This window comes from Acinetobacter sp. M5A5_2a (assembly GCF_053345265.1).
Map to the genome: position 1 here is coordinate 165,643 of NZ_JBKEZV010000010.1, position 21,648 is coordinate 187,290.

The following is a 21,648-nucleotide window of genomic DNA, read 5'->3' on the forward strand; positions in this document are numbered from 1 at the left end:
TCACATTTAGTTTAAAGTTGCCACCTTGCATCCACATGAAAGTTTAACTGAGAACGAACCGTGATTCTAAAACGACTAATTGGCTTGTTTTCGCCGGATCTAGCCATTGATTTAGGTACAGCAAATACACTTATTTATGCACCAGGCCGCGGCATTATATTAAATGAACCAACAGTTGTGGCAATTCGTCACAGTGGTTCACAAAAAATTGTTGCTGCAGTAGGGCTGGACGCGAAACAAATGTTAGGCCGTACACCTGCGAATATTTCTGCAATTCGTCCAATGAAAGACGGTGTAATTGCGGATTTTGAAGTGACTGAAACCATGTTAAATCAGTTTATTGGTAAAGTTCACGAAAAACGTTTGTTCCCACCTGCACCTCGTGTGGTTGTATGTGTACCATGTAAATCAACTTTGGTCGAGCGTCGTGCGATTCGTGAAGCAGTATTTAATGCTGGTGCACGTGATGTTCGTTTGATTGAAGAGCCTATGGCTGCTGCAATTGGCGCAGGTATGCCAGTTGAACAGGCGTGTGGTTCTATGGTTGTGGATGTTGGTGGTGGTACAACAGAAATTGCAATTATTTCATTGCAAGGTTGTGTCTATGCTGACTCATTACGCATCGGTGGTGATGTTTTTGATGAGCAAATCATCAATTATGTTCGTAAAGCTCATGGTTGCGTGATTGGTGAAACCACAGCAGAAATTATTAAAAAAGAAGTAGGTATGGCTGTTTCTGATGGCACAACATTAGAAATTGAAGTACGTGGGCGTAACCTTGCAGAAGGTGTACCTCGTGCGATTACTGTAACTTCTGATGAAATTACTCAAGCAATCTCTGATCCGTTACAAAACATTGTAAGCGCAGTAAAATCAGCACTTGAGCAAACTCCTCCAGAGCTTTCTTCTGATATCGCCGAGCGTGGTATTGTATTGACAGGTGGTGGTGCGTTACTTCGTAACCTCGATAAATTGTTAGCTCAAGAAACTGGTTTACCAGTTGTGGTTGCTGAAGATCCTCTTACTTGTGTTACCCGTGGTGGTGGTAAAGTATTGGAGTTCTTTGACAATCCGAACCATGACATGCTTTTTGTTGGTTAAGTTTAAGGATTAGGCGGTGCAACCGAATATTTTTTCAAGACAGCCGCCATCTTTCCGCTCGTTTATTATTGCGGTCATTACATGCTTGGTTGTGCTATTTTTTGATTGGCGCATGCCGTATGTGATTCAGCCAGCAAGGGATGTCTTGTACGCTGCATATAACCCAATTTATGCATTGGCGAGTTATCCAGTACTGTCGAGAGAATGGCTGAATCAGCAAACAAAATCTGAAGCACAACTGCGTCGTGAAAATACTGCGATGCAGGCTGAGCTTTTACAGGCTCAAGTCCGTTTACAGAAGCTTTCTGAACTATCTGCTGAAAATACCCGTTTGCGAGGTCTCCTTGATACTCCATTAATTATTGATGGACGTATGGAAATTGCCGAAGTGATCGGGACAGATGCAGACCCATTACGTCATATCATCATTGTTAACCGTGGCTCTATGGACCATTTAAAGGTCGGTCAAACGGTTCTGGATGATAAGGGGATTATGGGGCAGATCATTAATGTATATCCTCATAGCTCACGTGTAATGTTGTTATCAGATAAAGAACACTCACTTTCGGTACGTCTTGAACGCACTGGAATGCGGGCGATTGTTTCTGGTACAGGTGATTTGGGCCGTTTGAAAATGGAATATGTTCCGACTAGTGCGAATATTCAAGTGGGCGATAAAGTGTTTAGCTCAGGTTTGGGTGAACATTTCCCAGCAGGGTACGCAGTAGGTACGGTTGCCAAAATCAAACGTCATAACTCAGGTGAGTTTGCGGAAATTGATGTAACACCAGCAGCGCAATTAGCAACAGGACACCATGTAGTTGTACTTTTTTCGGATTCATTAGCAAAGGAGCAGCCATATGCCAATCGCTAAACTGAAACGAGAAAAGCGCAAAGATCCATTATGGGGGATTATTATCTCCGTTATCGTGGGTTCTGTGCTCATGGTTTACCCGCTGTCCTACGATATTTCAGGTTGGCGCCCATTATTCATGTTGATGATTATGCTGTTTTGGGTGGTATGTCAGCCAACGTGGTGTGGGGTCTGGTTTGCATTTGGAATGGGGATTTTTACAGACTTATTGCTTGATGCTCCTTTGGGCCTCAATGCCCTAAGTTTTGTAATTATGACTTTTCTTACCCGTTTTTTAATTCGTGAACGCCGTATCTTAACCTTTGGTAATTTATGGACGATTGCAACTCTGGTCATTATTGCTCATTTAGCGTTTATGTGGGTAACCCAGACCATGGGTGGAATTCATTTTTCGATTGCTAGACACTGGCAACCATTAATGACAAGTATCATCACTTGGCCAATCGTCTATTATTGTTTGGCAAAATGGCGAATATAGTTTTAGCATCTAGCTCTCCTCGTCGGAAGGAGTTGTTGCAACAACTGGGTTTGGATTTTGAAATCTATAGCCCTGATATTGACGAATCTGTTCATGAGAATGAACTCGTTCATCAGTATGTTGAACGTTTAGCTAGAGAAAAGGCGCAAGCTGTATTAAAACTTTTTCCAGAAGCAATTGTTATTGCTGCCGATACAAGTCTAGGGCTGGATGGCCAAATAATTGGTAAGCCTGAATCGAAAAGCCATGCTTTTGACATATGGAAACAATTATCTGGGCGCTGGCATGACGTGTTTTCTGGAATATGTATTGCTACTCAACAACAAATGTTGAGTCAGGTTGTACAGACACAAGTTGAGTTCCAACATCTGACTACGCAAGATATGGAAGATTATTGGACCACAGGAGAGCCTGTTGGGAAGGCCGGTGGATATGCAATTCAAGGGATTGCTTCTCAATATATTCCCCAAATTCAAGGAAGTTATAGTAATGTGGTAGGACTTCCTTTATACGAATTTGCACAGTTATTAAAAAGAGTAAAGACATAAGGGGTTGTTATCATTCTTAATTGAATAGCATTGTCGATGAACACTAGACAAAGTTAAAGTTAACAGCTTCTCTGACTCTTTAATAAAAATTTTATAATGCTTTGAGTTTATGTATGTCAGAAGAATTACTTATTAATGTCACGCCTATGGAGTGTCGGGTGGCATTAATCGAAAATGGAACGGTTAATGAGCTGTATGTCGAGCGTACAGTCAAGCGCGGTCTAGTCGGCAATATTTACAAGGGTAAAGTCGTGCGAGTGCTTCCGGGCATGCAAGCAGCTTTTGTTGATATCGGTTTATCCCGAACAGCCTTTTTACATATCAATGATATGGTTTGGCCTCGTTCACAGCCCACCCCAAACGTTTTTGAACTCTTACATCCAGGTCAAACCCTGACCGTTCAAGTCATGAAAGATATGTTAGGAACGAAAGGGGCACGTCTGAGTACAGATCTTTCAATTCCTTCTCGTTATCTGGTTCTCATGCCATATGGTAACCATATTGGCGTATCGCAGCGTATTGAGTCTGAAGAAGAGCGAGAGCGACTACGCAATATTATCGAAAGTATTCAATCTGAACATAATCTGCCGGGTAGCGTGATTGTACGTACAGCTGCCGAAGGTGTGGATGAGGCAGAAATTGCACGGGATATGTGCTATCTGAGTAAATTATGGGAATACATCCAGCGTAAGCAGATTGATGTTGCAGTTCCTTCCTTAATTTTTGAAGAGCTTCCATTACCTCAGCGCATTATTCGAGATTTAGCAAGCGAAGAAACTGCAAAGATTTATGTCGATTCGAGAGAAATTCATGCCAAGCTTCTTGAGTTTGTTGAAGAGTTTGTTCCGAATATGCAAAGTCGACTCATTCATTATCCAGGTGAGCGACCGCTATTTGATCTCTATAACGTTGAAGAAGATATCCAGAAAGCACTTCAAACACGCGTTGCTTTGAAATCGGGTGGTTATCTAATGATCGACCAGACTGAAGCCATGACGACAATTGACGTTAATACTGGCTCATATGTTGGCGGTCGTAGTCTTGAAGACACCGTTTTTAAAACTAATATGGAAGCGACTCAAGTCATCGCACGTCAACTTAGACTGCGTAATTTGGGTGGTATTCTCATTATTGATTTTATTGACATGCAAGAGGCAACTCACCGTGAAGAGGTGATGCGTCAGTTTGAAAAAATGCTTGAGCGTGATCACGCTAAGACCAAAATCACTCAGGTATCAGAACTTGGTCTGGTCGAAATGACTCGTAAACGAACAAGGGAATCGTTAGAACATTTGCTGTGTGAGTCGTGTCCAACGTGCCAAGGACGTGGTTTTGTCAAAACAGCAGAGACAGTGTGTTACGAAATATTTCGTGAGATATTACGATATACCCGCGCATTTGAGTCAACGAGTGGCTTTACTGTTGTTGCTCACCCTTCTGTGATTGACCGATTATTAACAGCAGAAGCACCCGCAGTGGCTGATTTAGAGCATTTTATTAACCGTGTCATTAAATTTCAGGTCGAAAATTTATATACGCAAGAGCAATACGATATCATTTTAAGTTAAAGTTGTAACAAGATATCGCTTAATCCTTGTTACAACTGAAATTTTACTTTCATTCATGAATTTTAAATACTACTTACATACAGTAGCCCTAGACGTTCTCCCTATTTAACGTCTTAGCAAACAATAAGAGGTATAACCCATGAATGTAAGTGAAAATTTAATTAGCAACGGTCTTAAACATGTTTTAGAAAGCACGCCAGTAAATAGCTGCTATATGTTGAATGACCAAGGTAAAGAAGTACCGATCACAACTGCAATGATTCGTTCAGTATGTCATCAGTTGCTTAACCAGTGCCGCACAATCAAAAAATAAGGGGCCAATTCAAAGCCCCTTAACTTTTCTAACTTGCTGAATGATGTTTCAGTTGCTTTTCTGCAATAATTTCTTCAAAACGTTGAATCTCATCTTCTAAATGAGTCAAAAGGTTTTGCATTTTTGGCAAAGCATTTCGACAAGCTGTTAATCCCACTTCAAGCTTATCTAAATAACTGGTCATGGTAATATTTAAAGCTTGTCCATCCATGACAATCGAAGCAGGGTAGAGAGCGTCTAATTTCGCGCCATTCCAATAAAGTGGCTCACGTGGCCCTGGTACATTGGAAATCACTAAATTGAACGCCTGACGCTTAGGAAGCATTCCTGACATGATGTTTAATCCTGCTGGACCATAAACAACCGCGCTATAGTTTAAAATTTCATTAGCAGTCATACGGCTAAAGCGTTGCTTTGAGTTTTGCATGCTGCGACGAATAATTTCTAGACGTTCTAACGGTTGGTCTTTATGAGTCCCTAAATTTGCCAGAATCATAGTAATCCGGTTACTCATATCAGAATCATCTGTGCGTAATGAAGCTGGAACCATGGCAATAAGTGGCTTTTTAGGTAAGCTATTTTGACTAATCAAATATTCACGTAAAGCACCAGAACATACTGCTAGCACAACATCGTTAATCGTTACGCCTAATGCTTTTGAAATTTTTCTAAGGCGGCTCAATTCAAAGGATTGGGCAGCAAAACGACGTGAAGCACTTACTCTTTGGTTCAAAATCGAAACTGGCGCCTGAAAGGTAGAAACATAATCAGGATTTTTGCCCATTTCTTTAAATATAGTCTGAGATAACTCTTGCATGACTTTAGGAGCTATATCGAGTTGAGACTTAATGCCTCCTAAAATACTCTTAATTTTACTTGTACTTGGAGTAGGCACTTTTAGGCGTTTAGTTCTTTTGCTCTCAACACACCATAAAGGAACCACGTGTTTCTCTTCAGGTGTTTTTGAAAGTGATTTCTCGATCAAACGCATACCAGCAACGCCATCAACCATTGCATGATGGATTTTAAAATACATGGCAAAACGGTTGCCTTCGATTCCTTCAATAATGTCACAGGTCCACAGCGGCTTGGCGCGGTCAATTAATGAGCTGTGTTGTTGCGAGATATAAACCAGAAGTTCACGAATGCGCCCAGGATGAGGTAAAGCAATGTGGCGAAAGTGATGATCGATATCGAACTCTTCATCCTCATCCCAAAATAGACCATTTAAACGGTTATTGAAGGGAGGAATAGGAATGCTTTTTGAGCGTTTAATATCTTCTACTAAATCATGTACAAAGGTTTCAGGTGCATTTTCAGGAATTTCAAATAAAAATAATCCACCGACATGCATGGGTTGCTGTCTTTTTTCAAGTGACAGAAAAATGAAATCAATTGGGTGTAATGGACGCATAAATCATTGTGCCTCATGCATTTTTCTAAGAAGCCCTTATCTGAGCTCTTGTTAGAATTATAGAACCGTAAAATTAAGTATATAGCGTTTAGAGTAGAGAAAATATGACTTTGTGTACGTAACATGACATAAAAAAAACCACTGATTTGCCAGTGGTTTTTTGATATCAAATTACTTTTTCATGTTGCCTGCATGTAATCCGCACTCTTTTTGAGTCGCTTCTTCCCACCACCAGCGTCCTTCACGTTCATGCTGGTTCGGTAATACAGCTCGTGTACATGGTTCACAGCCAATAGAAACAAAACCACGTTCGTGGAGAGGGTTATATGGAATTTCCATCATACGGATATAGCTCCATACTTCGGCACTTGTCCAATTCGCTAGAGGATTATATTTAATAAGTTGCTTATCTGGACCAGAAAAACCCGCATCAGCTTGTACCACGGGAATTTCTGTGCGTGTACCAGGGCTTTGGTCTTTACGTTGGCCAGTAATCCAGCCATCTAAAGTTGCAAGTTTTTTACGTAAGGGCTGAACTTTTCGAATACCACAACATTCCTGATGCCCATCTGTAAAAAAGCTGAATAAACCTTTTTCGTTTACCATGTTTTGAACAGCTTCAGATTCAGGAAAGCAGATTTCGATATTAATATTGTAGTGTTTACGGACAGTTTCAATAAATTGATAAGTTTCAGCATGGAGGCGGCCAGTGTCGAGACTAAAGACACGGAAAGGCTTGCCTAAACGTGAAGCAATATCAATTAAGACAACATCTTCTGCTCCCGAAAAAGAAATTGCAATTTCACCTTGTTGGCTTAAGGCTAGTTCTAAAATTTCCCGAGGGCTTTTGGTTGCATATTCAGCAGCAAGAGCATCTACGATATCAATAGTCGGAATAACGGTCATGTGTGTTCCTGGCAAAAGGCTTGGGCGCATTGAGTTATGAAAAATATTCTAAAGGATAGTTAATAAACTGCTTAGCACTTTAATTTCGATCCTTATGAATAAAATTGATTTGATCAATAACAACGCAAAACTGAAAATCTTAATGGTATGATACAGCAATTTTTAACCAACGTTGGAAGCATTCATGGAAATCGTATGCCTAGATCTTGAAGGGGTTTTAGTTCCTGAAATCTGGATCAATTTCGCTAAAAAAACAGGGATTAAAGAACTCGAGGCTACAACTCGTGATATTCCGGATTATGATGTTTTAATGACTCAGCGTCTTAATATTTTAAAACAACACGGTCTAGGCTTAAATGACATTCAAGAAGTCATTGCTGAGATGGGGCCTTTACCAGGTGCAAAAGAATTTGTTGAATGGGTGAGTACACATTTCCAACTCGTGATCTTGTCAGATACTTTTTATGAGTTTGCGCATCCTTTAATGAAGCAATTGGGTTGGCCAACAATTTTCTGTCATAAATTAGAGACAGATGAAGAAGGAATGATCACGGCTTATAAATTACGTCAACCAGATCAAAAACGTGAGTCGGTTAAGGCACTACATGGCTTAAATTTCCGTGTAATTGCTGCTGGTGATTCTTATAATGATACAACGATGCTAGGCGAAGCTGACCATGGTTTCTTGTTTGATGCACCTGCAAACGTAATTGCCGAGTTCCCGCAATTCCCTGCAATTCACGGCTATGACGCATTAAAAGAAGCAATCCGTTCAGTTTCAAAGCGTAGCATTCCAGCTTAAATAGCAAGAATAAAAAAGGCGCTTTAAGCGCCTTTTTTATATGAATGAGTTTTGAAACTTAGAATTTATAGCCAAGTTTTAAACCGTAAGCGATTGCGTTGTTGTCAGAGAACTCTGCAACATAATAGTCATCGCTACCAGCTTGTGCACCAGTTTGTGCTTTTGCATCACCTAACCAGAAGTATTTTACACCGCCAGCAATAAATGTTTGAGGAGTAGGGCTATATTGAAGTCCTAAACCTACGTTCCAGTAACCTTCAGTTGGGCCTAAAGTAGTTACAGGGTTACCTGCACCAGAGTCCCAACCTACAGAAACGTTACCCGCCCATTTATCGTTAAGCTTACGGCCTACACCCGCATTAACAGACCATTGGTCATCAGCATATTCAACTAGATTAAAACCATTTGGGCGGCTAGGAGTTGCTATTGGACCTACAGCTTCTGATACTTTGCCAAATTTATATGGACGAATCGCGAAATCTTTCCAATTCACCCAGCGTACATTCGCGAATGCGACTGTATTTGCCATAATCCCTGTCTGGAAATCAAGGTTTACAGATTGAGGGGTGGTAATTGTGGTTTTGCCTTCTAATTGGTTAGCAGTAATAGCCTTGCCAATTGTTTGTTGGATCGCTCCAGCTTGGGCAGGAGTTAACTGACCAGCTGCAACTAATTGTCCAATAGTTGATCCAAGCGCTCCAGCATTGGCTGTAATTGAGTCTGCCAGTGCAATTGTTTCATTTGCATCAATTTTGTGATCAATTTCTGAACGATATGTAATAGAGGCTTTAAGTGCGATGTCTGGAATTTGGAAAGCAGCCCCCGCTAACCAACCAGCTGCGCCATCTTCAGGAATCGAAGCGTCATAGCCATTATATAAACTATATGCCGCACCTCTTAAATGAACATTTCCTTTGATTGTTTGGTATACACCACCACCGTAGAAGTTAAAGTTTTCAGTAGGTTGGAAACCAAAAATCATCGAAATATTTTGAGTATCAACTTCAACAGAAGTTGCACCCTGAGTTCCGCCTAAAGCGCCTGTTGTAATTGGTAAAGTACCAAGAATAGGATCTGATGGGCTTGCTACGAAGGCATTCTTACCAGAATATTGTGCATCGGCTCCAAATGGTTGATCGTAGAGCAAACCAAAAGAGAATTTATCAGTAAGTTGTAGTTTTAAGGCTGCACTTGGGAAATAATAATCATCTCCCATATCGCCAATATTACGACCCGTTTTAATTGTACCGGCTTCTTTACCCGCTACATCCGGATCTAAAACAGAAATACCAGCTTCAAAGTAGTTACCAGGCTGCAAAAATGCAGAGATAGATTGTCCAGAGCGATCCAATGCTGCTGCAAAAACCCCAGTTGCAGGCAGCGTTGCTAAAATCATTGCAGTGCTCAGATGTTTTAATTTCATTTTAATCTTTCCTTGAACTTCAAGACATTTTTTTAAAAGTAACAGAGTTAAACCGTTTAAACTGTGTTGCCTTCAAAGCTTCTAATTACAACTTATAAAAGCTTTGATAACTCCATGTAACAAAAATAGCATAATTACAATAAGAGTAAATCTGTTATATGAACTGAGCAGTACTCATTTTTTATACAAATAAGGTCAATAATGGATGAAATATGAAGGAATATTTTCATTGGTAAATTATTTTAATTAATTGATATTTATATTTTTAATCTATTAGTAAAGAGGTTTGTTTTAGTGACATTTTTGTCACTAATCCAAGAAAAATGGTCAAAGATTTTTTTGTAAAAATATGAATTAATTGATTATGAAATGAGTATTAGTTGTCATTTTTAGTTGATAAGTCTAGTTTCTCTACATCTGTATATTATTGATTCAGTTTTATATTATTAATTTTATAAAAAAGTTTCTCCTTATTTTTTTACCATTTGATCTATTTTTTTAGGCGATTTAATTTTACATTTGAGCGTCTATAATTTAAAGAATAACCGAAAATAAAAACTAACTTTCGGTTGTCCTATTTTTAGATTTAAAACATACCATTAGAGGGGATACAGTCTGTCATCAAACTCTTCAAGTTTTGGAAATTTTAGTGGTTCAAGTTGGTCTAGATGCGTTAGATAAGTTACATAGTCTTCGAGGAGGGTTTCTCTGGCCTCTTGGCTAATGTAGGGGACGTGGTAGGCAGTGAATGGTGGTAGAACTTCAAAACCAGCATATGCCAAAGTACCGCGTTGAATCGGGGATAGATAATGTTTGATTGGCCCATGAATAGTGTTTTCTCCAAACATGTGTGTTCTACCACCGAGTGTTAAACACAACATCGCTTTTTTACCAGCCATTCCACCGTGGTTATAAAAGCGTTTACCCCCGTAAAAGAGCCCTGAAACAAATACACGATCAATCCAGCCTTTTAAAATTGCTGGTACAGAGGTCCAGTAAAGTGGGAAATTTAAAATGACTAAATCAGCTTTTTTTACCTTTTCAATTTCTGCCTGAATATCAGGAGCTAGAAGTTGATTTTTACTGGCATTTCTTTGTTCTAGAGCATAGTTAAAATAGTCAGGCTGATTGAGCTCTAAAAAATCCTCTTTGGATGCAATGGGGTTAAATTGCATGGCATATAAATCTGAAACCTCTACGCGATGTCCCAATTTTTCTAGAGTTTGTTTAGCCGTGCTTTTTAGAGCAGTGGTAAAAGATTGTGGTTCTGGGTGGGCATGGACAATCAGGATATTCATAGGGGCACCTGTGTTTTTCAGAAATTGTACTGTTTAATGCAATTAAGCGGATTTTGCTTTGAATGACTATGCCTGAATTTAAAAGCATGGCATAGTTCATGAACTGACAGTTTTTACCATTTCGCGCCATTTATTTTGCTCAATGGGTTACTCATGAATCCAGAATTACCCGGAACTTATATTAACTTAATCGTCGAGACTGTTAAGCGGTGGGGTGTCTCTTATGAGCAGCTTTTAGATGGAAGCGGCATAACAGTAGATCAATTAAAAAAACCATATTGGTATGTTGAGTTTAATACCTTAAATCAGCTCATTGAGCGGGCCATCGAGTTGTGCAAAGAGCCTGCATTAGCGGGGTATTTGGCTTTAGAAATGACTGCTTCATGTTATGGTTCAGTCGGAATGGCTGCCATGGTTTCTGCAAATTTAGGGGAAGCACTGAAAATACTTGAACAGTTCATTGGGTCACGTTGCGAGGTTTTTAAACCGGAAGTAAAACAAGAAAATAATTATGCATATTGGTTCATTCATCAGCCTGTAAAGGAATTTCAGTTGAGCCCAAATGCCAACATTTTTTTGTTAGTAGGTTTTATTCAAATTGCAAGAAAATTAACAGGGCTCTCTCACTTAGGAAAAGTTGAATTAAAAATGCCAGAACCGACAGGTTTTGCCAAAATAAGTAGTCAACTGGCAGTCACTTGTTTATTTAATCAAAAACGCAACAGTTGGATATTTTCAAAAGACTATTTAGCACAGCCTGTATTAACGGCAGACCCAATGTTGGCGCCTTTAGTAAATGCACAATGCAAGCGAGATATAGAAAAATTAAAGTTACACAGTGGCTGGAAATGGCAAGTCAAACAAGTTGCTGAAAAATTATTTGTAAATGGCGAGGTTGAGACATTAAAGGTAGGGCAAGTGGCTCAAGTCATGAATATTTCAGAGCGAACTTTGCAACGATATTTAGCCATTGAAAATACAAGTTTTACCATCTTGGTTGACTCACTTAAAAAGCAACATGCTCAAAAACTTTTAGCTCAAAATAACATGTCGATTGAAAAAGTAGCTTTAACTTTAGGTTATGCCGAGACTTCTCATTTTACCCGTGCGTTTAAGCGTTGGATGGGAGTCACACCCAAGTATTTTCAGACCCACAGCAAAATGGATGAATTAAGTTCACATTTGGGTTAGAGAGGCCACTGATTTAATTGCATGACCACTAAATCTGATTCGAGAGCTTTAAGCCGTTCGTTCTGACTTAGATGAAAGCAACTGAATCACTTCAAAATAGCTAGGAGGTGTCGGGACATGTCCTCGATCCCTTAATAGCCCATGCATACGTGGCAGTTTGAAGTAGGGTACCGAAGCCATTAAATGGTGTTCCATGTGGTAATTAACGCGAATAGGGGCCACAAAGCTTCTAGCAATCCAACCTGCTCGTGTTGTACGGGTATTTGTTAAGGCTGTAAGACTCGTTTGCATACCTGCATGCTCCGCCATTGAGCGAATTCTTAAAAATAATGGAAATGGGGTCAAATAAGCTAAAGGCCACAACCAATAAAAACGTTGCTGACCAAATGCCTTTAAAACACCATAAAGAGCTGCATTGGTTGCAATGGCTCCACTACTGTTTTTTACAAGACTTTTGGCATAATCAACAAGATGTTTATTGCTGCGGTCTAACCAGATCTGATCATTTGCAACAGTCCATTTCATTAAATCGAGATCCATTAACACTCGACCAAAACTAAACTTTAATCCCGTCATCCCGGTTAAGTCGCGTAAGAATTTGCGGGTAAGAGATTTTTTGCTTACGGGAAAATCCGACACTAACGAAAGATCAGGGTCATCTGGAGTAGAGGTTTTTGCATGATGACGAACATGATGTTGACGGTACTTGTGTAGATCATTCCAGATTGGGCGGGCGCATAGCCATTCGCCTACAAAGTCATTTATTTTTTTATTTTTAAATAAGCTTTTATGTGATGCATCATGCATCAGAATTGCTAGACATAATTGGCGACCTGCCAATATAGCCAAGGCTAGTATACAAGCAAGTAATTTGCCCCAGCTAGGTAAGTAATCCCACATCATGATTAAGCTCGCAAATGTTCCCCCAATAACTGCCCATGTACTTGCAACAGCCCAAGCGCCGTATGCATCCGAAGGCTCCGTCAGTTCTTGTATTTCTTCTCTGCTAAATAGATCGGTAACACTCACCTGTGTATTCATTTTTATTCTCCCAAATCAGATTTTGGTATCCATACTTTATATTACCAATATAATCATAAAATTTTAAAAGTTGTAATATTTGTTTGTAAAAAAATAAATCGTTCTTTAAGGTGTTAATTCATTTTCATAAAGTTTTTGCCACAGCTTTTGTCCAATCGAGTCTAGCTGTTGTACATTTTGAGCAAATTGATTGCGGGCATGTTCATTAACAAAGGGAGAGGGTAGTAAAGGATCATTCATTAATAAAGTAATGGTTTCTCGCCCTAGTAACAATGCTTGAGCAGCAGCGTCATTGAGCGGTAATTTTTCATATTTTAAAAGCCATTGCTGAATATCTTGGCTATAGTTTTTGTAGTTTAATTCGAGTTGTCTGGTATCCCATAAAGAAGCAATCAACTGAAGGCTTTTTGAATCAAATTGTTGAATAATAGAAATTTTGGCTTCACTTTCAAGACCTGCTAAAACAAGTTCTTCACATGTTTTTTCGAAACTATAGGCCAAATTGTCAGGTCGAATATAAATACCAGTTTCGAGTTCTTTAAAGCCAAATTGACGTAATGCTCGTTCTCTCTTTTTTAAAGCGGTGCGATCTATGCGACCTAACGTACCTGTAAATACTGCAAGATAATGCTGTTGCCATTCTTTGGTTTGTTTAATGCCATTTTTGCGGTTCAAAATGATTTTTGCCCATTCTTTGGTTGATGGCGAAAGTTGATAAATACCGCGCTCGACACTTTCTATCATGCCTTCATTTAATAGCCGAGTCGTCGCAACCCGAATTCCATTTTCACTCATATTAAAAAGTTTAGCGGCAATTAATATCTGTTTGATGGTGAGTTGAGGATAGGCTGAGGAAAGAAATAAATCGATAATAAGATGGCGTGCATTAATTTTGATATTTTTCATTCAGATAGAATTTTTGATATGAGCTGCATTTAATCACAATAATATCATGTTTTTTTAAGAGCTTTTTAAGATGATTTTGTAGAGTAAGAGGCGGCAAAAAAGTTTTATCTATAACAAGAGAGATTTTGGCAGTTCTTTACCAAGTTTTATCTTTTTACGATAGTTAACCCAAGTTTGTCATCATGATGTGATACATTATCGCACTTTAAATAAACTGCCTTTAACTAGGGGCAATAACCACAAACGTTAGAAATGATCTGATATTGAACATGTGTTAAGTCAAATTTGAGGCTTACCAATTGCGATAAAACAAATTTTAGGTCGTTCTAGTGATTAACTTTCTTTGAGCAAGTTATGGAAAATTTTGAAGTTATAAAAGCACTGTTTCTAGGCTTTGTTGAAGGCTTAACTGAGTTTTTACCCATCTCGAGTACAGGCCATCTGATTTTATTTGGTCATATTATCGATTTCCATTCAGACGGTGGACGTGTATTTGAGGTCGTAATCCAGTTAGGTGCTATTTTGGCAGTGTGCTGGTTATACCGACAAAAAATTATTAATTTGATTAAAGGTTTTTTTAGTGGAGATGTCGAGTCTCGTCATTTCGCCATCAGTGTACTTATTGCATTTTTCCCTGCAGTCATTATTGGTGTTTTGGCCGTCGACTTTATTAAAAGTGTTTTGTTCAGCCCAATTGTCGTTGCTATTGCATTGATTGTTGGTGCTCTCATTATTTTCTGGGTTGAATCTAAGCAGTTTGAACATAAGACAGACGATGCGACCAAAATTACTTTTAAACAAGCACTTTTAGTCGGGCTTGCTCAATGTGTTGCCATGATTCCGGGGACTTCACGTTCAGGTGCAACGATTGTAGGCGGAATGTTTGCGGGCTTATCGCGTAAGGCTGCTACAGAATTTTCTTTCTTCCTAGCAATGCCAACCATGTTGGGCGCAGCAACTTTTGACTTGATCAAAAATGCAGACGTACTTACCGCTGATAATATGATTAATATTGGAGTTGGTTTCGTTGCAGCCTTTATTGCCGCTTTATTTGTGGTAAAAGCATTAGTGCTATTTGTAGAGCGCCATACGTTACGTGTATTCGCATGGTATCGAATTGTATTGGGTGTAATTATTCTGATCGCAGCAATGTTCTTTAATTTATCGGCTTAAAATCTGATGAAGTGAAAAAGCCTAGAATATTCTAGGCTTTTTTATGCCTAAAAATTGATTTGAATTGCCTATTTATACAAAGTAAACGTAAGACACATGTTTTCATTTTAGGTTCATTGTTATATTGATTATTAGATTACCTCTCGCAATAAAACTATGCCGCAAAATCATCTCTCGGAAAATTTGGTCGACGCATTTTTACATTTGGCTCCAGCAGAAGGTCTTTATCCTACTTTTACCTCCAACATCACCTTGATGCGTGTTGATCACTCCACATCACCTGTTGCAGTGTTGCAAGAACCTTCAATTGTTTTAGTCATACAGGGAGTAAAGCGAGGGTATATCGGCAAAGATATTTTTCAATTTCGTCAGGGGCAGTGCTTATTCATTTCAATTGCCATTCCCTTTGATTGCGATACAGTAGTTGAAAATAATGAACCAATGTTGGCTATTGCAATAAAATTTGAATCTCAAATGATGGTTGATTTAGTAACTAAACTGGATAAAGAACCACAAGTGGTTACCGAAGACTCTCATTCAGGCGATTTAAAATTGAGCTGTGGGCTTAGAGTCATTGATATGAACGCGACTATTTCGGAAGTTGCTCTACGATTGCTTAATTTATTTCGCTCTAAACAAGATACTTTTATCTTGGGGGAACAAGCAAAAAGAGAATTGGTTTATCGTGTATTGCAGGCTTCTGGAGGAGAGTTCATAAAAAATTTATCTGCCATGGCAAGTCGAAACGGCGTGATTTATACAATCTGTGAAATTATTCAGCGTGATTATTATCGTAATTTAACGGTTCAAGAGCTGGCGAAACAAGCGGGAATGAGCATATCGCTTTTTCACCAAACTTTTAAAAAAGTGACAAATTATTCTCCTTTACAGTACATCAAAATTACTCGACTGCATAAAGCACGTGAGTTGATCATGAACAACAAAATGGGGGTAGCAGAAGCAGCCTATGAAGTCGGTTATGTCAGTGCCTCACAATTTAGTCGAGAATTTAAACGACTGTTTGGAATTCCACCTAAGTCTTCGATTATTTAACTTAGATCAGTATTTTTAAAATATAAATCAAACATGGAGCATATAAATGACCCTTCCAACCACTATGAAAATTATTGAAATTACCGCTCCAGGTGGACCTGAGGTTCTAAAAGTTCAAGAGGCTAATATTCCGGTACCTCAAGTAGATGAAGTCTTGATTGAAGTAAAGGCTGCGGGAATTAATCGCCCTGACGTGTTACAGCGTATGGGGCTATATCCGATGCCTAAAGGTGTTACTCAAATACCGGGACTAGAAGTTGCTGGAGTGGTGGTTGCGGTAGGTGACCAAGTGCAACAGTTCAAAGTCGGAGATAAAGTTTGTGCTTTAACAAACGGTGGTGGCTATGCAGAGTACTGTGCAGTTGCTGCGACACAAGTATTACCAATACCTGAAAATTTATCGTTTACTCAAGCCGCTGCTATTCCAGAAACGTTCTTCACAGTTTGGGCCAATCTGTTTGATATTGGTCGTTTAAAGGCAAATGAAACAGCATTGATTCACGGAGGGGCCAGTGGCATTGGCACCACTGCTTTAGCCATTTGCAATGCTTTAGGGATTAAAACTTTTGCTACGGTTGGAAGCGAAGATAAAGTTGAGACACTCTCTGATTTGACCACGGCAATTAACTATAAAACCCAAGATTTTGAGCAAGAAATTTTGAAACACACCCAAGACCAAGGTGTTGATGTTATTTTGGATATTGTGGGTGGCTCTTATTTCCAGAAAAATTTAAATCTATTAAAACGTGATGGTCGACTTGTCATTATTGGTTTTATGGGTGGTCGAATCGCAAAAGAATTTGATTTACAAAAATTGATTTTAAAGCGTGCCACGATTACGGGTTCAACGATGCGAGCGCGTACTAGCGAAGAAAAAGCACAAATTGCCCAATCTTTGCATGAGCATGTGTGGCCATTACTGGCACACGGTAAGTGTTTACCTCAAATCTATAAAACGTATGCTTTTTCAGATGTACAAAGTGCTCATGAATGTATGGAGCAGGGTGATCACATCGGAAAGATCGTTTTAGAAATGAATGCGTAAAGCTGGAATAATTAAGGTTTAGGTGAACGACAGGTTCGCCTAAACTGAATTTTATAATTTTAAACTCTGCCTATTTCTCTATAAAAATTGCCAAATTCTATTGGCAGATTGCACCAGTTCTATGACTTCACCTATAAATTGAGTAAGAAATAAGAATTGGCTCTTAATTTATTATTTCTTTCCATACTGATGAAAAAGGATAGTAACAATGAATACCGCAAATATTGATGATAAAAATCCTACTCCAGATTTGGCTGAAGATAATGCTTTTTTCCCATCACCTTATTCACTGAGTCAATATACTGCTCCAAAAACAAATTACGATGGAACTACATACTCAACGCCGTATACTGGCAGTAAAAAAATCTTAGTGATTGCAACCGATGAGCGTTATATTCAAATGCAAAACGGCAAGTTTTTTTCTACCGGAAATCATCCTGTTGAAATGCTTTTACCGATGTTTCATTTAGATAATGCTGGCTTTGAAATTGATGTTGCGACACTTTCAGGTAATCCAGCTAAGCTTGAAATGTGGGCGATGCCAAAGCAAGAACAGGTTGTATTAGACACTTTTCAAAAATATGCAGACAAGTTAAAAAATCCTCTAAAACTCTCAGATATTTTAGAAAATGTAGTAGGGGAAAATTCACCTTATGCGGCTGTCTTTATTCCGGGTGGGCATGGTGCATTAGCTAAGATTCCACATAGCCTTGAAGTAAAAAAAGTTCTTAAATGGGCAGTTGAACAAGATAAATTTATTATTACTTTATGTCATGGGCCTGCTGCATTATTGGCTGCGGTTGTAGACGAAGCGCCTGAAAACTATATCTTCAAAGGTTATCAAATTTGTGTATTCCCTGATGCTTTAGATGCAGGGGCGAATATCGATATTGGCTATATGCCGGGTGCGTTACCTTGGTTAGTTGGTGAAAACCTTGAAAAACTCGGTGTGGAAATTTTAAATAAGGGTATTACCGGACAATGTCATAGAGACCGTAAACTATTAACAGGCGATAGCCCACTTGCTTCTAATAATTTAGGCAAACTTGCAGCTGAAACGTTGTTGGCTGAAGTGAAGGATTAAGTATATTGTTCTATCGAAATAGGGCTTTTATTAAGTCCTATTTTTTTATAATAAATAGAGTGTTAGGTGGAAATTTGAAAATGGTAAATGATGTAAAATCAGTATAATAAGTAAGGGATAGGAGAATATTAAAATGATAAAAATAGAAGATATAAATCTACTTGAGCAAGGATATAAGTTGGTTTTTGATTTAAGGTCATCTTCTTCAATATTGATGGATGAAAATTATATCAAAAATATACAACAAACTACGTTGGATAAGGGAACAACTATGGGGCTTAAGGGTGACAATGGTTTATATGCAACAGCTGAATGGTGGGGAAATATCGAAAATGGTAATATAGAAAATTACTATGTTAGAGGGTTAATAGTTGAAATAAATGAAGAAAATCCATTTATAGATGGAAGTACCATGATTACAATTAAAGTAAATGGAACTGATAAAGAAATATTTCAAGATATAGTTTTTACTAATGAAAAAGAAAAGGCTATAAGTAAAGAGCTCTATAAAGTTGGAAATGAAATAGTATCCATTTATATTTTGGATAAATTAAAAGAGGATGATGTTTGGAATTGGGTAGTAGAAGAAAAACTAGGTGTTTCTCCATTACTTAATAGGGTTTGTATTAAGGGTGGGGATTAAAATTATTCTATATTGATGGGTTGTAGGTGTTTAATATGAATGAAGATGAAATTAATATTATAGCCTATAACTATGTGGGTTATATTAAATTAAATAAAGATATTATTTTTCCTGCTGATGGTAATAAAAATGATATTATTTATAACCAAAGTGGAGTTAATAGGAGAGAGTTTTCTGGATATATAAGCTTTCCTGAAGTTGAAATTAATACTTTATTTTATATGAAAGCTTTTTTACTTACTCTTAATGTAGATATACCTTGTAATGAGGAAATTCATTCTTTGATTAAAATATTTTCATATTATGAAAATCAATCTTCTTTAATCAATAAATTATCATTAGGGCTGAAATCTAATTCAAAAGGTCTGGTTTTTAATGGACTTAAAGAAATAATAGGTGATTTTTACTTGTTTGAAAAAATTGATGACTTGTTTTTCTACGATGGAAGAGAAGAATATTATAAAAAAACGTGATGCTGGAGGTAGCTGGTAATGGGAAATTTGTATAGTTTACTATTTATACCAGTATTAGTGGCATGCTCTGGTACAGTTGATTTGCTTGTTTCGGGTAATGCTAATAAAAGAATTGTATTTCAGCTATCTAAAAGTGATGCCAAAAAGCTTGATAGTGGTTTTAGATTTTATGTAATGGATAATAGTGCTGTTCCTGCTGGTGCGTTGAAAGAAACAGTATGGGAGATTAAGATAAGCAGTGAAATAAGTTGGTTTAATTTTAAAAATGATTACACCTATAAATGGACTTATGGAGTTAAACCAAGCGGATTTAAAGAGATTGTAAAACCCAAGCAGCTAAAGTTAAATACTCAATATTATTATTCGATTGATGGTGGGGCAGGCTATCATGGTTCAGGTTGTTTTTATTTAAATGAGAACAAAATGGTTATAAATAGTAAGAGCTGCTAAATAAGTTTAGTAGTAGGGCAAGAGGTAGGAAGTGAAAGAGACTTATCTTCTAATATATACAAGATATAAATTTCTAATATTTTTGGTATATACATTAATTTCTACTTTTGGAATATTTGTACAATACATTAAAAATATTGCTAAGGAAATGTCTTTTTTATGTTTTAATAATCAGATTAAATTGACTCCTCTATCTAATGATGCATTATCTTGGATATATTGATATGAGTAAATTACTAATCCATATGGCAAAAAATAAATTTACCATCTGTGTGGCATGGATGATATTGGTAATACCTATATTAGCAATAGCAACCACATCAGATGTTATTTACTCTCCAATTATTTTTATATTATTGGTATTTTATTTAAGGAAAGAGCGGAACTATATATTTTTAGCTTCTGCTGTATATGGCTTTTTTGTTTTCTTTCCTCCCTATCTTCATTTTATCAGGTGGATAAGCTTCTTTATTGCAGGGGAAATTCCACTTAGGGAGTGTTTGGAGCAAATTTATTCACTGCTTAAGGTAAGATCAATGACGTATTTTAATCCACCCAGTGCAATATTTGCAGTGTTAGCTACACCTTCCATTTATTTAATTAATTTGAGAAATAAATTTAATGAAAGTAAATGGATGAAGCTTGAGCATTAAAAAATAAATCATGGATTATATTATTTATTGGTTTTAATTTAAAAGTTATATTCTTTTTTAGAATATACCTTTGTATTTCAGAAGGACTAGATTTTACTTGTTCAGCTAAGCATGTGCGTGACCCTGCTAAAACTACAAATGCCACCCAGTTTAATCAGAATGTTAATGTTAAGGCTTTACGGGGAGATACGATATTGAATTTTGATCGTGCCTCATCGGATATTTTTAATCATATAACAAAATATGAGAAAAAATATGACTTTAATATAAGCATAGCTAATACACCTAGTGGAGATATGAGAATATTCATTAATAATCCTAAGCCTGCTGCTTCGATAAATTTTCCTTACTACCCTAGAAACAGGAAGCAATAATATGAATGAACTAGGTTTAAGCATTAAAATCATTCAAGGAGAGGCATCGATAGAGCTAAGTCATATCTCCTTTGAAAATTCAGCCTTTATATGGCCTACGGATAAATCTGATTTAAATTTTTTCATTGATCAAGGTGCCTTGCTTGTACCATCTGAATTGGAAAAATCCATTTATTCTTCAGGGGATTATTTAATATTTACAGATGTCTCAGGAATAGCTGATGATGGAGGGTGGACTTATGCCAAAGTTGTTCATGTAAATAACGTGGTTCATTGGGAAATATTGTTTAATAATGATCTAATTGAACTAGTTTTTGACTTAACTACATATCAAAAAGAGCTTACTGAGATTATGAATAAATTAAAGGGATTGCCATCAAATATTATATTACAGCCTAGCCAGATTGTATTTCCTGAGGATGTGGATCCGCTTAGCTTTTAGTGATTATTTGTACCCTTTAAAAAACGGCTCTCTATACATCATGTTGCTTAAAATTCCTACCGTTCATAGAATATGCATTGTTAAGCTACAACTCAGTAGTAGCGATTTATGGCTATGTTACCTCCAGAAGATCTTTTTATATGACTACCAATACTTTCCACTTAAGATATTTAATTGATGGTGTGAGCCATGTAGTGGGATGGAGTTAGCATTCTCAGTATGTATAGGTGGAGGAAAAGGTTTAATGTCTGGTACAACGAATTAATTATCTTCAGCTCATCAAGGTTGGTAGTAAAAGAGGATGAGTAATAAATTTAACAAGGTGTCTTAAATTATATAAATTAATGATTTATATTAATAAATATTTGTATCAAAGATATAAAATAATTTTAAAA

Annotated in this window: 24 protein-coding genes; 18 read left to right on the forward strand and 6 right to left on the reverse strand. The window is 37.5% G+C overall.

What is annotated here, in order from left to right:
• The first annotated feature begins 60 nt into the window (after window positions 1-60).
• The 6 genes from ACLBWE_RS14375 (at window position 61) to ACLBWE_RS14400 (ending at window position 4,882) form a co-directional block, all read left to right on the forward strand.
• Window positions 61-1,101 carry a rod shape-determining protein gene (locus ACLBWE_RS14375; protein ID WP_004789315.1) on the forward strand — a complete coding sequence of 347 codons (1,041 nt, stop codon included), beginning with the start codon at window positions 61-63 and terminating at the stop codon, window positions 1,099-1,101.
• A gap of 16 nt (window positions 1,102-1,117) precedes the next feature.
• Window positions 1,118-1,975 carry a rod shape-determining protein MreC gene (mreC, locus tag ACLBWE_RS14380; protein ID WP_004639055.1) on the forward strand — a complete coding sequence of 286 codons (858 nt, stop codon included), beginning with the start codon at window positions 1,118-1,120 and terminating at the stop codon, window positions 1,973-1,975.
• Complete coding sequence (gene mreD, locus ACLBWE_RS14385; RefSeq protein WP_003655328.1) at window positions 1,962-2,453, forward strand: rod shape-determining protein MreD; 492 nt, start codon at window positions 1,962-1,964, stop codon at window positions 2,451-2,453. The genes mreC and mreD overlap by 14 nt, the downstream gene beginning before the upstream one ends.
• The gene (locus tag ACLBWE_RS14390) at window positions 2,441-3,001 is read left to right on the forward strand and encodes a Maf-like protein (RefSeq protein ID WP_447603669.1); all 561 of its coding nucleotides are present in this window, start codon (window positions 2,441-2,443) and stop codon (window positions 2,999-3,001) included. Before mreD ends, ACLBWE_RS14390 begins: the two co-directional genes overlap by 13 nt.
• A 113-nt stretch (window positions 3,002-3,114) precedes the next feature.
• The gene (gene rng, locus ACLBWE_RS14395) at window positions 3,115-4,569 is read left to right on the forward strand and encodes a ribonuclease G (protein ID WP_005036381.1); all 1,455 of its coding nucleotides are present in this window, start codon (window positions 3,115-3,117) and stop codon (window positions 4,567-4,569) included.
• Between the two features lie 139 nt (window positions 4,570-4,708).
• A complete protein-coding gene (locus tag ACLBWE_RS14400) occupies window positions 4,709-4,882 on the forward strand; it encodes a PA1571 family protein (protein WP_002116397.1) in 174 nt (57 codons plus the stop codon).
• Between the two features lie 28 nt (window positions 4,883-4,910).
• On the opposite strand, the gene ACLBWE_RS14405 is transcribed toward ACLBWE_RS14400, so the two are convergent.
• Window positions 4,911-6,296, reverse strand: coding sequence for a WS/DGAT/MGAT family O-acyltransferase (locus ACLBWE_RS14405; protein ID WP_042897680.1), 1,386 nt, complete (start codon window positions 6,294-6,296; stop codon window positions 4,911-4,913).
• 171 nt (window positions 6,297-6,467) lie between these two features.
• Complete coding sequence (locus ACLBWE_RS14410; protein WP_004639063.1) at window positions 6,468-7,202, reverse strand: phosphoadenylyl-sulfate reductase; 735 nt, start codon at window positions 7,200-7,202, stop codon at window positions 6,468-6,470.
• Window positions 7,203-7,386: 184 nt separating this feature from the next.
• Between ACLBWE_RS14410 and thrH the strand changes: the two genes are divergently transcribed.
• Window positions 7,387-8,004, forward strand: coding sequence for a bifunctional phosphoserine phosphatase/homoserine phosphotransferase ThrH (gene thrH / locus ACLBWE_RS14415; RefSeq protein ID WP_003655338.1), 618 nt, complete (start codon window positions 7,387-7,389; stop codon window positions 8,002-8,004).
• A 58-nt stretch (window positions 8,005-8,062) separates the two neighbouring features.
• On the opposite strand, the gene ACLBWE_RS14420 is transcribed toward thrH, so the two are convergent.
• Together ACLBWE_RS14420 and ACLBWE_RS14425 are read right to left on the reverse strand one after the other, a co-directional pair.
• Window positions 8,063-9,427: an outer membrane protein transport protein gene (locus ACLBWE_RS14420; protein ID WP_348950019.1), complete on the reverse strand. Its 1,365-nt coding sequence runs from the start codon at window positions 9,425-9,427 to the stop codon at window positions 8,063-8,065.
• A gap of 599 nt (window positions 9,428-10,026) precedes the next feature.
• A complete protein-coding gene (locus ACLBWE_RS14425) occupies window positions 10,027-10,725 on the reverse strand; it encodes an NAD(P)H-dependent oxidoreductase (protein WP_348950021.1) in 699 nt (232 codons plus the stop codon).
• 153 nt (window positions 10,726-10,878) lie between these two features.
• Between ACLBWE_RS14425 and ACLBWE_RS14430 the strand changes: the two genes are divergently transcribed.
• Window positions 10,879-11,916, forward strand: coding sequence for an AraC family transcriptional regulator ligand-binding domain-containing protein (locus tag ACLBWE_RS14430; RefSeq protein WP_447603674.1), 1,038 nt, complete (start codon window positions 10,879-10,881; stop codon window positions 11,914-11,916).
• Between the two features lie 48 nt (window positions 11,917-11,964).
• Here ACLBWE_RS14430 and ACLBWE_RS14435 read toward each other — a convergent pair whose 3' ends face one another.
• Window positions 11,965-12,957, reverse strand: a complete 993-nt coding sequence (locus ACLBWE_RS14435; protein ID WP_447603676.1) for a fatty acid desaturase family protein — start codon at window positions 12,955-12,957, stop codon at window positions 11,965-11,967.
• A gap of 105 nt (window positions 12,958-13,062) precedes the next feature.
• Entirely contained in the window at window positions 13,063-13,863 is an 801-nt protein-coding gene (locus ACLBWE_RS14440; RefSeq protein ID WP_447603678.1) for a PaaX family transcriptional regulator C-terminal domain-containing protein, read from the reverse strand.
• A gap of 354 nt (window positions 13,864-14,217) precedes the next feature.
• Here ACLBWE_RS14440 and ACLBWE_RS14445 point away from each other — a divergent pair, with 354 nt between their 5' ends.
• From ACLBWE_RS14445 to ACLBWE_RS14490, 10 genes are all read left to right on the forward strand, one after another.
• A complete protein-coding gene (locus ACLBWE_RS14445; RefSeq protein WP_005036395.1) occupies window positions 14,218-15,036 on the forward strand; it encodes an undecaprenyl-diphosphate phosphatase in 819 nt (272 codons plus the stop codon).
• Between the two features lie 156 nt (window positions 15,037-15,192).
• Window positions 15,193-16,089, forward strand: coding sequence for an AraC family transcriptional regulator (locus ACLBWE_RS14450; RefSeq protein WP_447603681.1), 897 nt, complete (start codon window positions 15,193-15,195; stop codon window positions 16,087-16,089).
• 46 nt (window positions 16,090-16,135) lie between these two features.
• A complete protein-coding gene (locus ACLBWE_RS14455) occupies window positions 16,136-17,134 on the forward strand; it encodes an NAD(P)H-quinone oxidoreductase (protein ID WP_447603683.1) in 999 nt (332 codons plus the stop codon).
• Window positions 17,135-17,342: 208 nt separating this feature from the next.
• Entirely contained in the window at window positions 17,343-18,218 is an 876-nt protein-coding gene (gene hchA / locus ACLBWE_RS14460) for a glyoxalase III HchA (RefSeq protein ID WP_447603685.1), read from the forward strand.
• A 133-nt stretch (window positions 18,219-18,351) separates the two neighbouring features.
• Window positions 18,352-18,861, forward strand: coding sequence for a hypothetical protein (locus ACLBWE_RS14465; protein ID WP_447603687.1), 510 nt, complete (start codon window positions 18,352-18,354; stop codon window positions 18,859-18,861).
• A 35-nt stretch (window positions 18,862-18,896) separates the two neighbouring features.
• Window positions 18,897-19,334, forward strand: a complete 438-nt coding sequence (locus tag ACLBWE_RS14470) for a hypothetical protein (RefSeq protein ID WP_447603689.1) — start codon at window positions 18,897-18,899, stop codon at window positions 19,332-19,334.
• An 18-nt stretch (window positions 19,335-19,352) separates the two neighbouring features.
• Window positions 19,353-19,784 carry a hypothetical protein gene (locus ACLBWE_RS14475; RefSeq protein ID WP_447603691.1) on the forward strand — a complete coding sequence of 144 codons (432 nt, stop codon included), beginning with the start codon at window positions 19,353-19,355 and terminating at the stop codon, window positions 19,782-19,784.
• A 224-nt stretch (window positions 19,785-20,008) separates the two neighbouring features.
• On the forward strand, window positions 20,009-20,437 hold the full coding sequence (locus ACLBWE_RS14480) for a hypothetical protein (protein ID WP_447603693.1): 429 nt from the start codon (window positions 20,009-20,011) through the stop codon (window positions 20,435-20,437).
• A 113-nt stretch (window positions 20,438-20,550) separates the two neighbouring features.
• Entirely contained in the window at window positions 20,551-20,811 is a 261-nt protein-coding gene (locus ACLBWE_RS14485; RefSeq protein ID WP_447603695.1) for a hypothetical protein, read from the forward strand.
• Window position 20,812: 1 nt separating this feature from the next.
• On the forward strand, window positions 20,813-21,253 hold the full coding sequence (locus tag ACLBWE_RS14490) for a hypothetical protein (RefSeq protein ID WP_447603697.1): 441 nt from the start codon (window positions 20,813-20,815) through the stop codon (window positions 21,251-21,253).
• Window positions 21,254-21,648 lie beyond the last annotated feature (395 nt).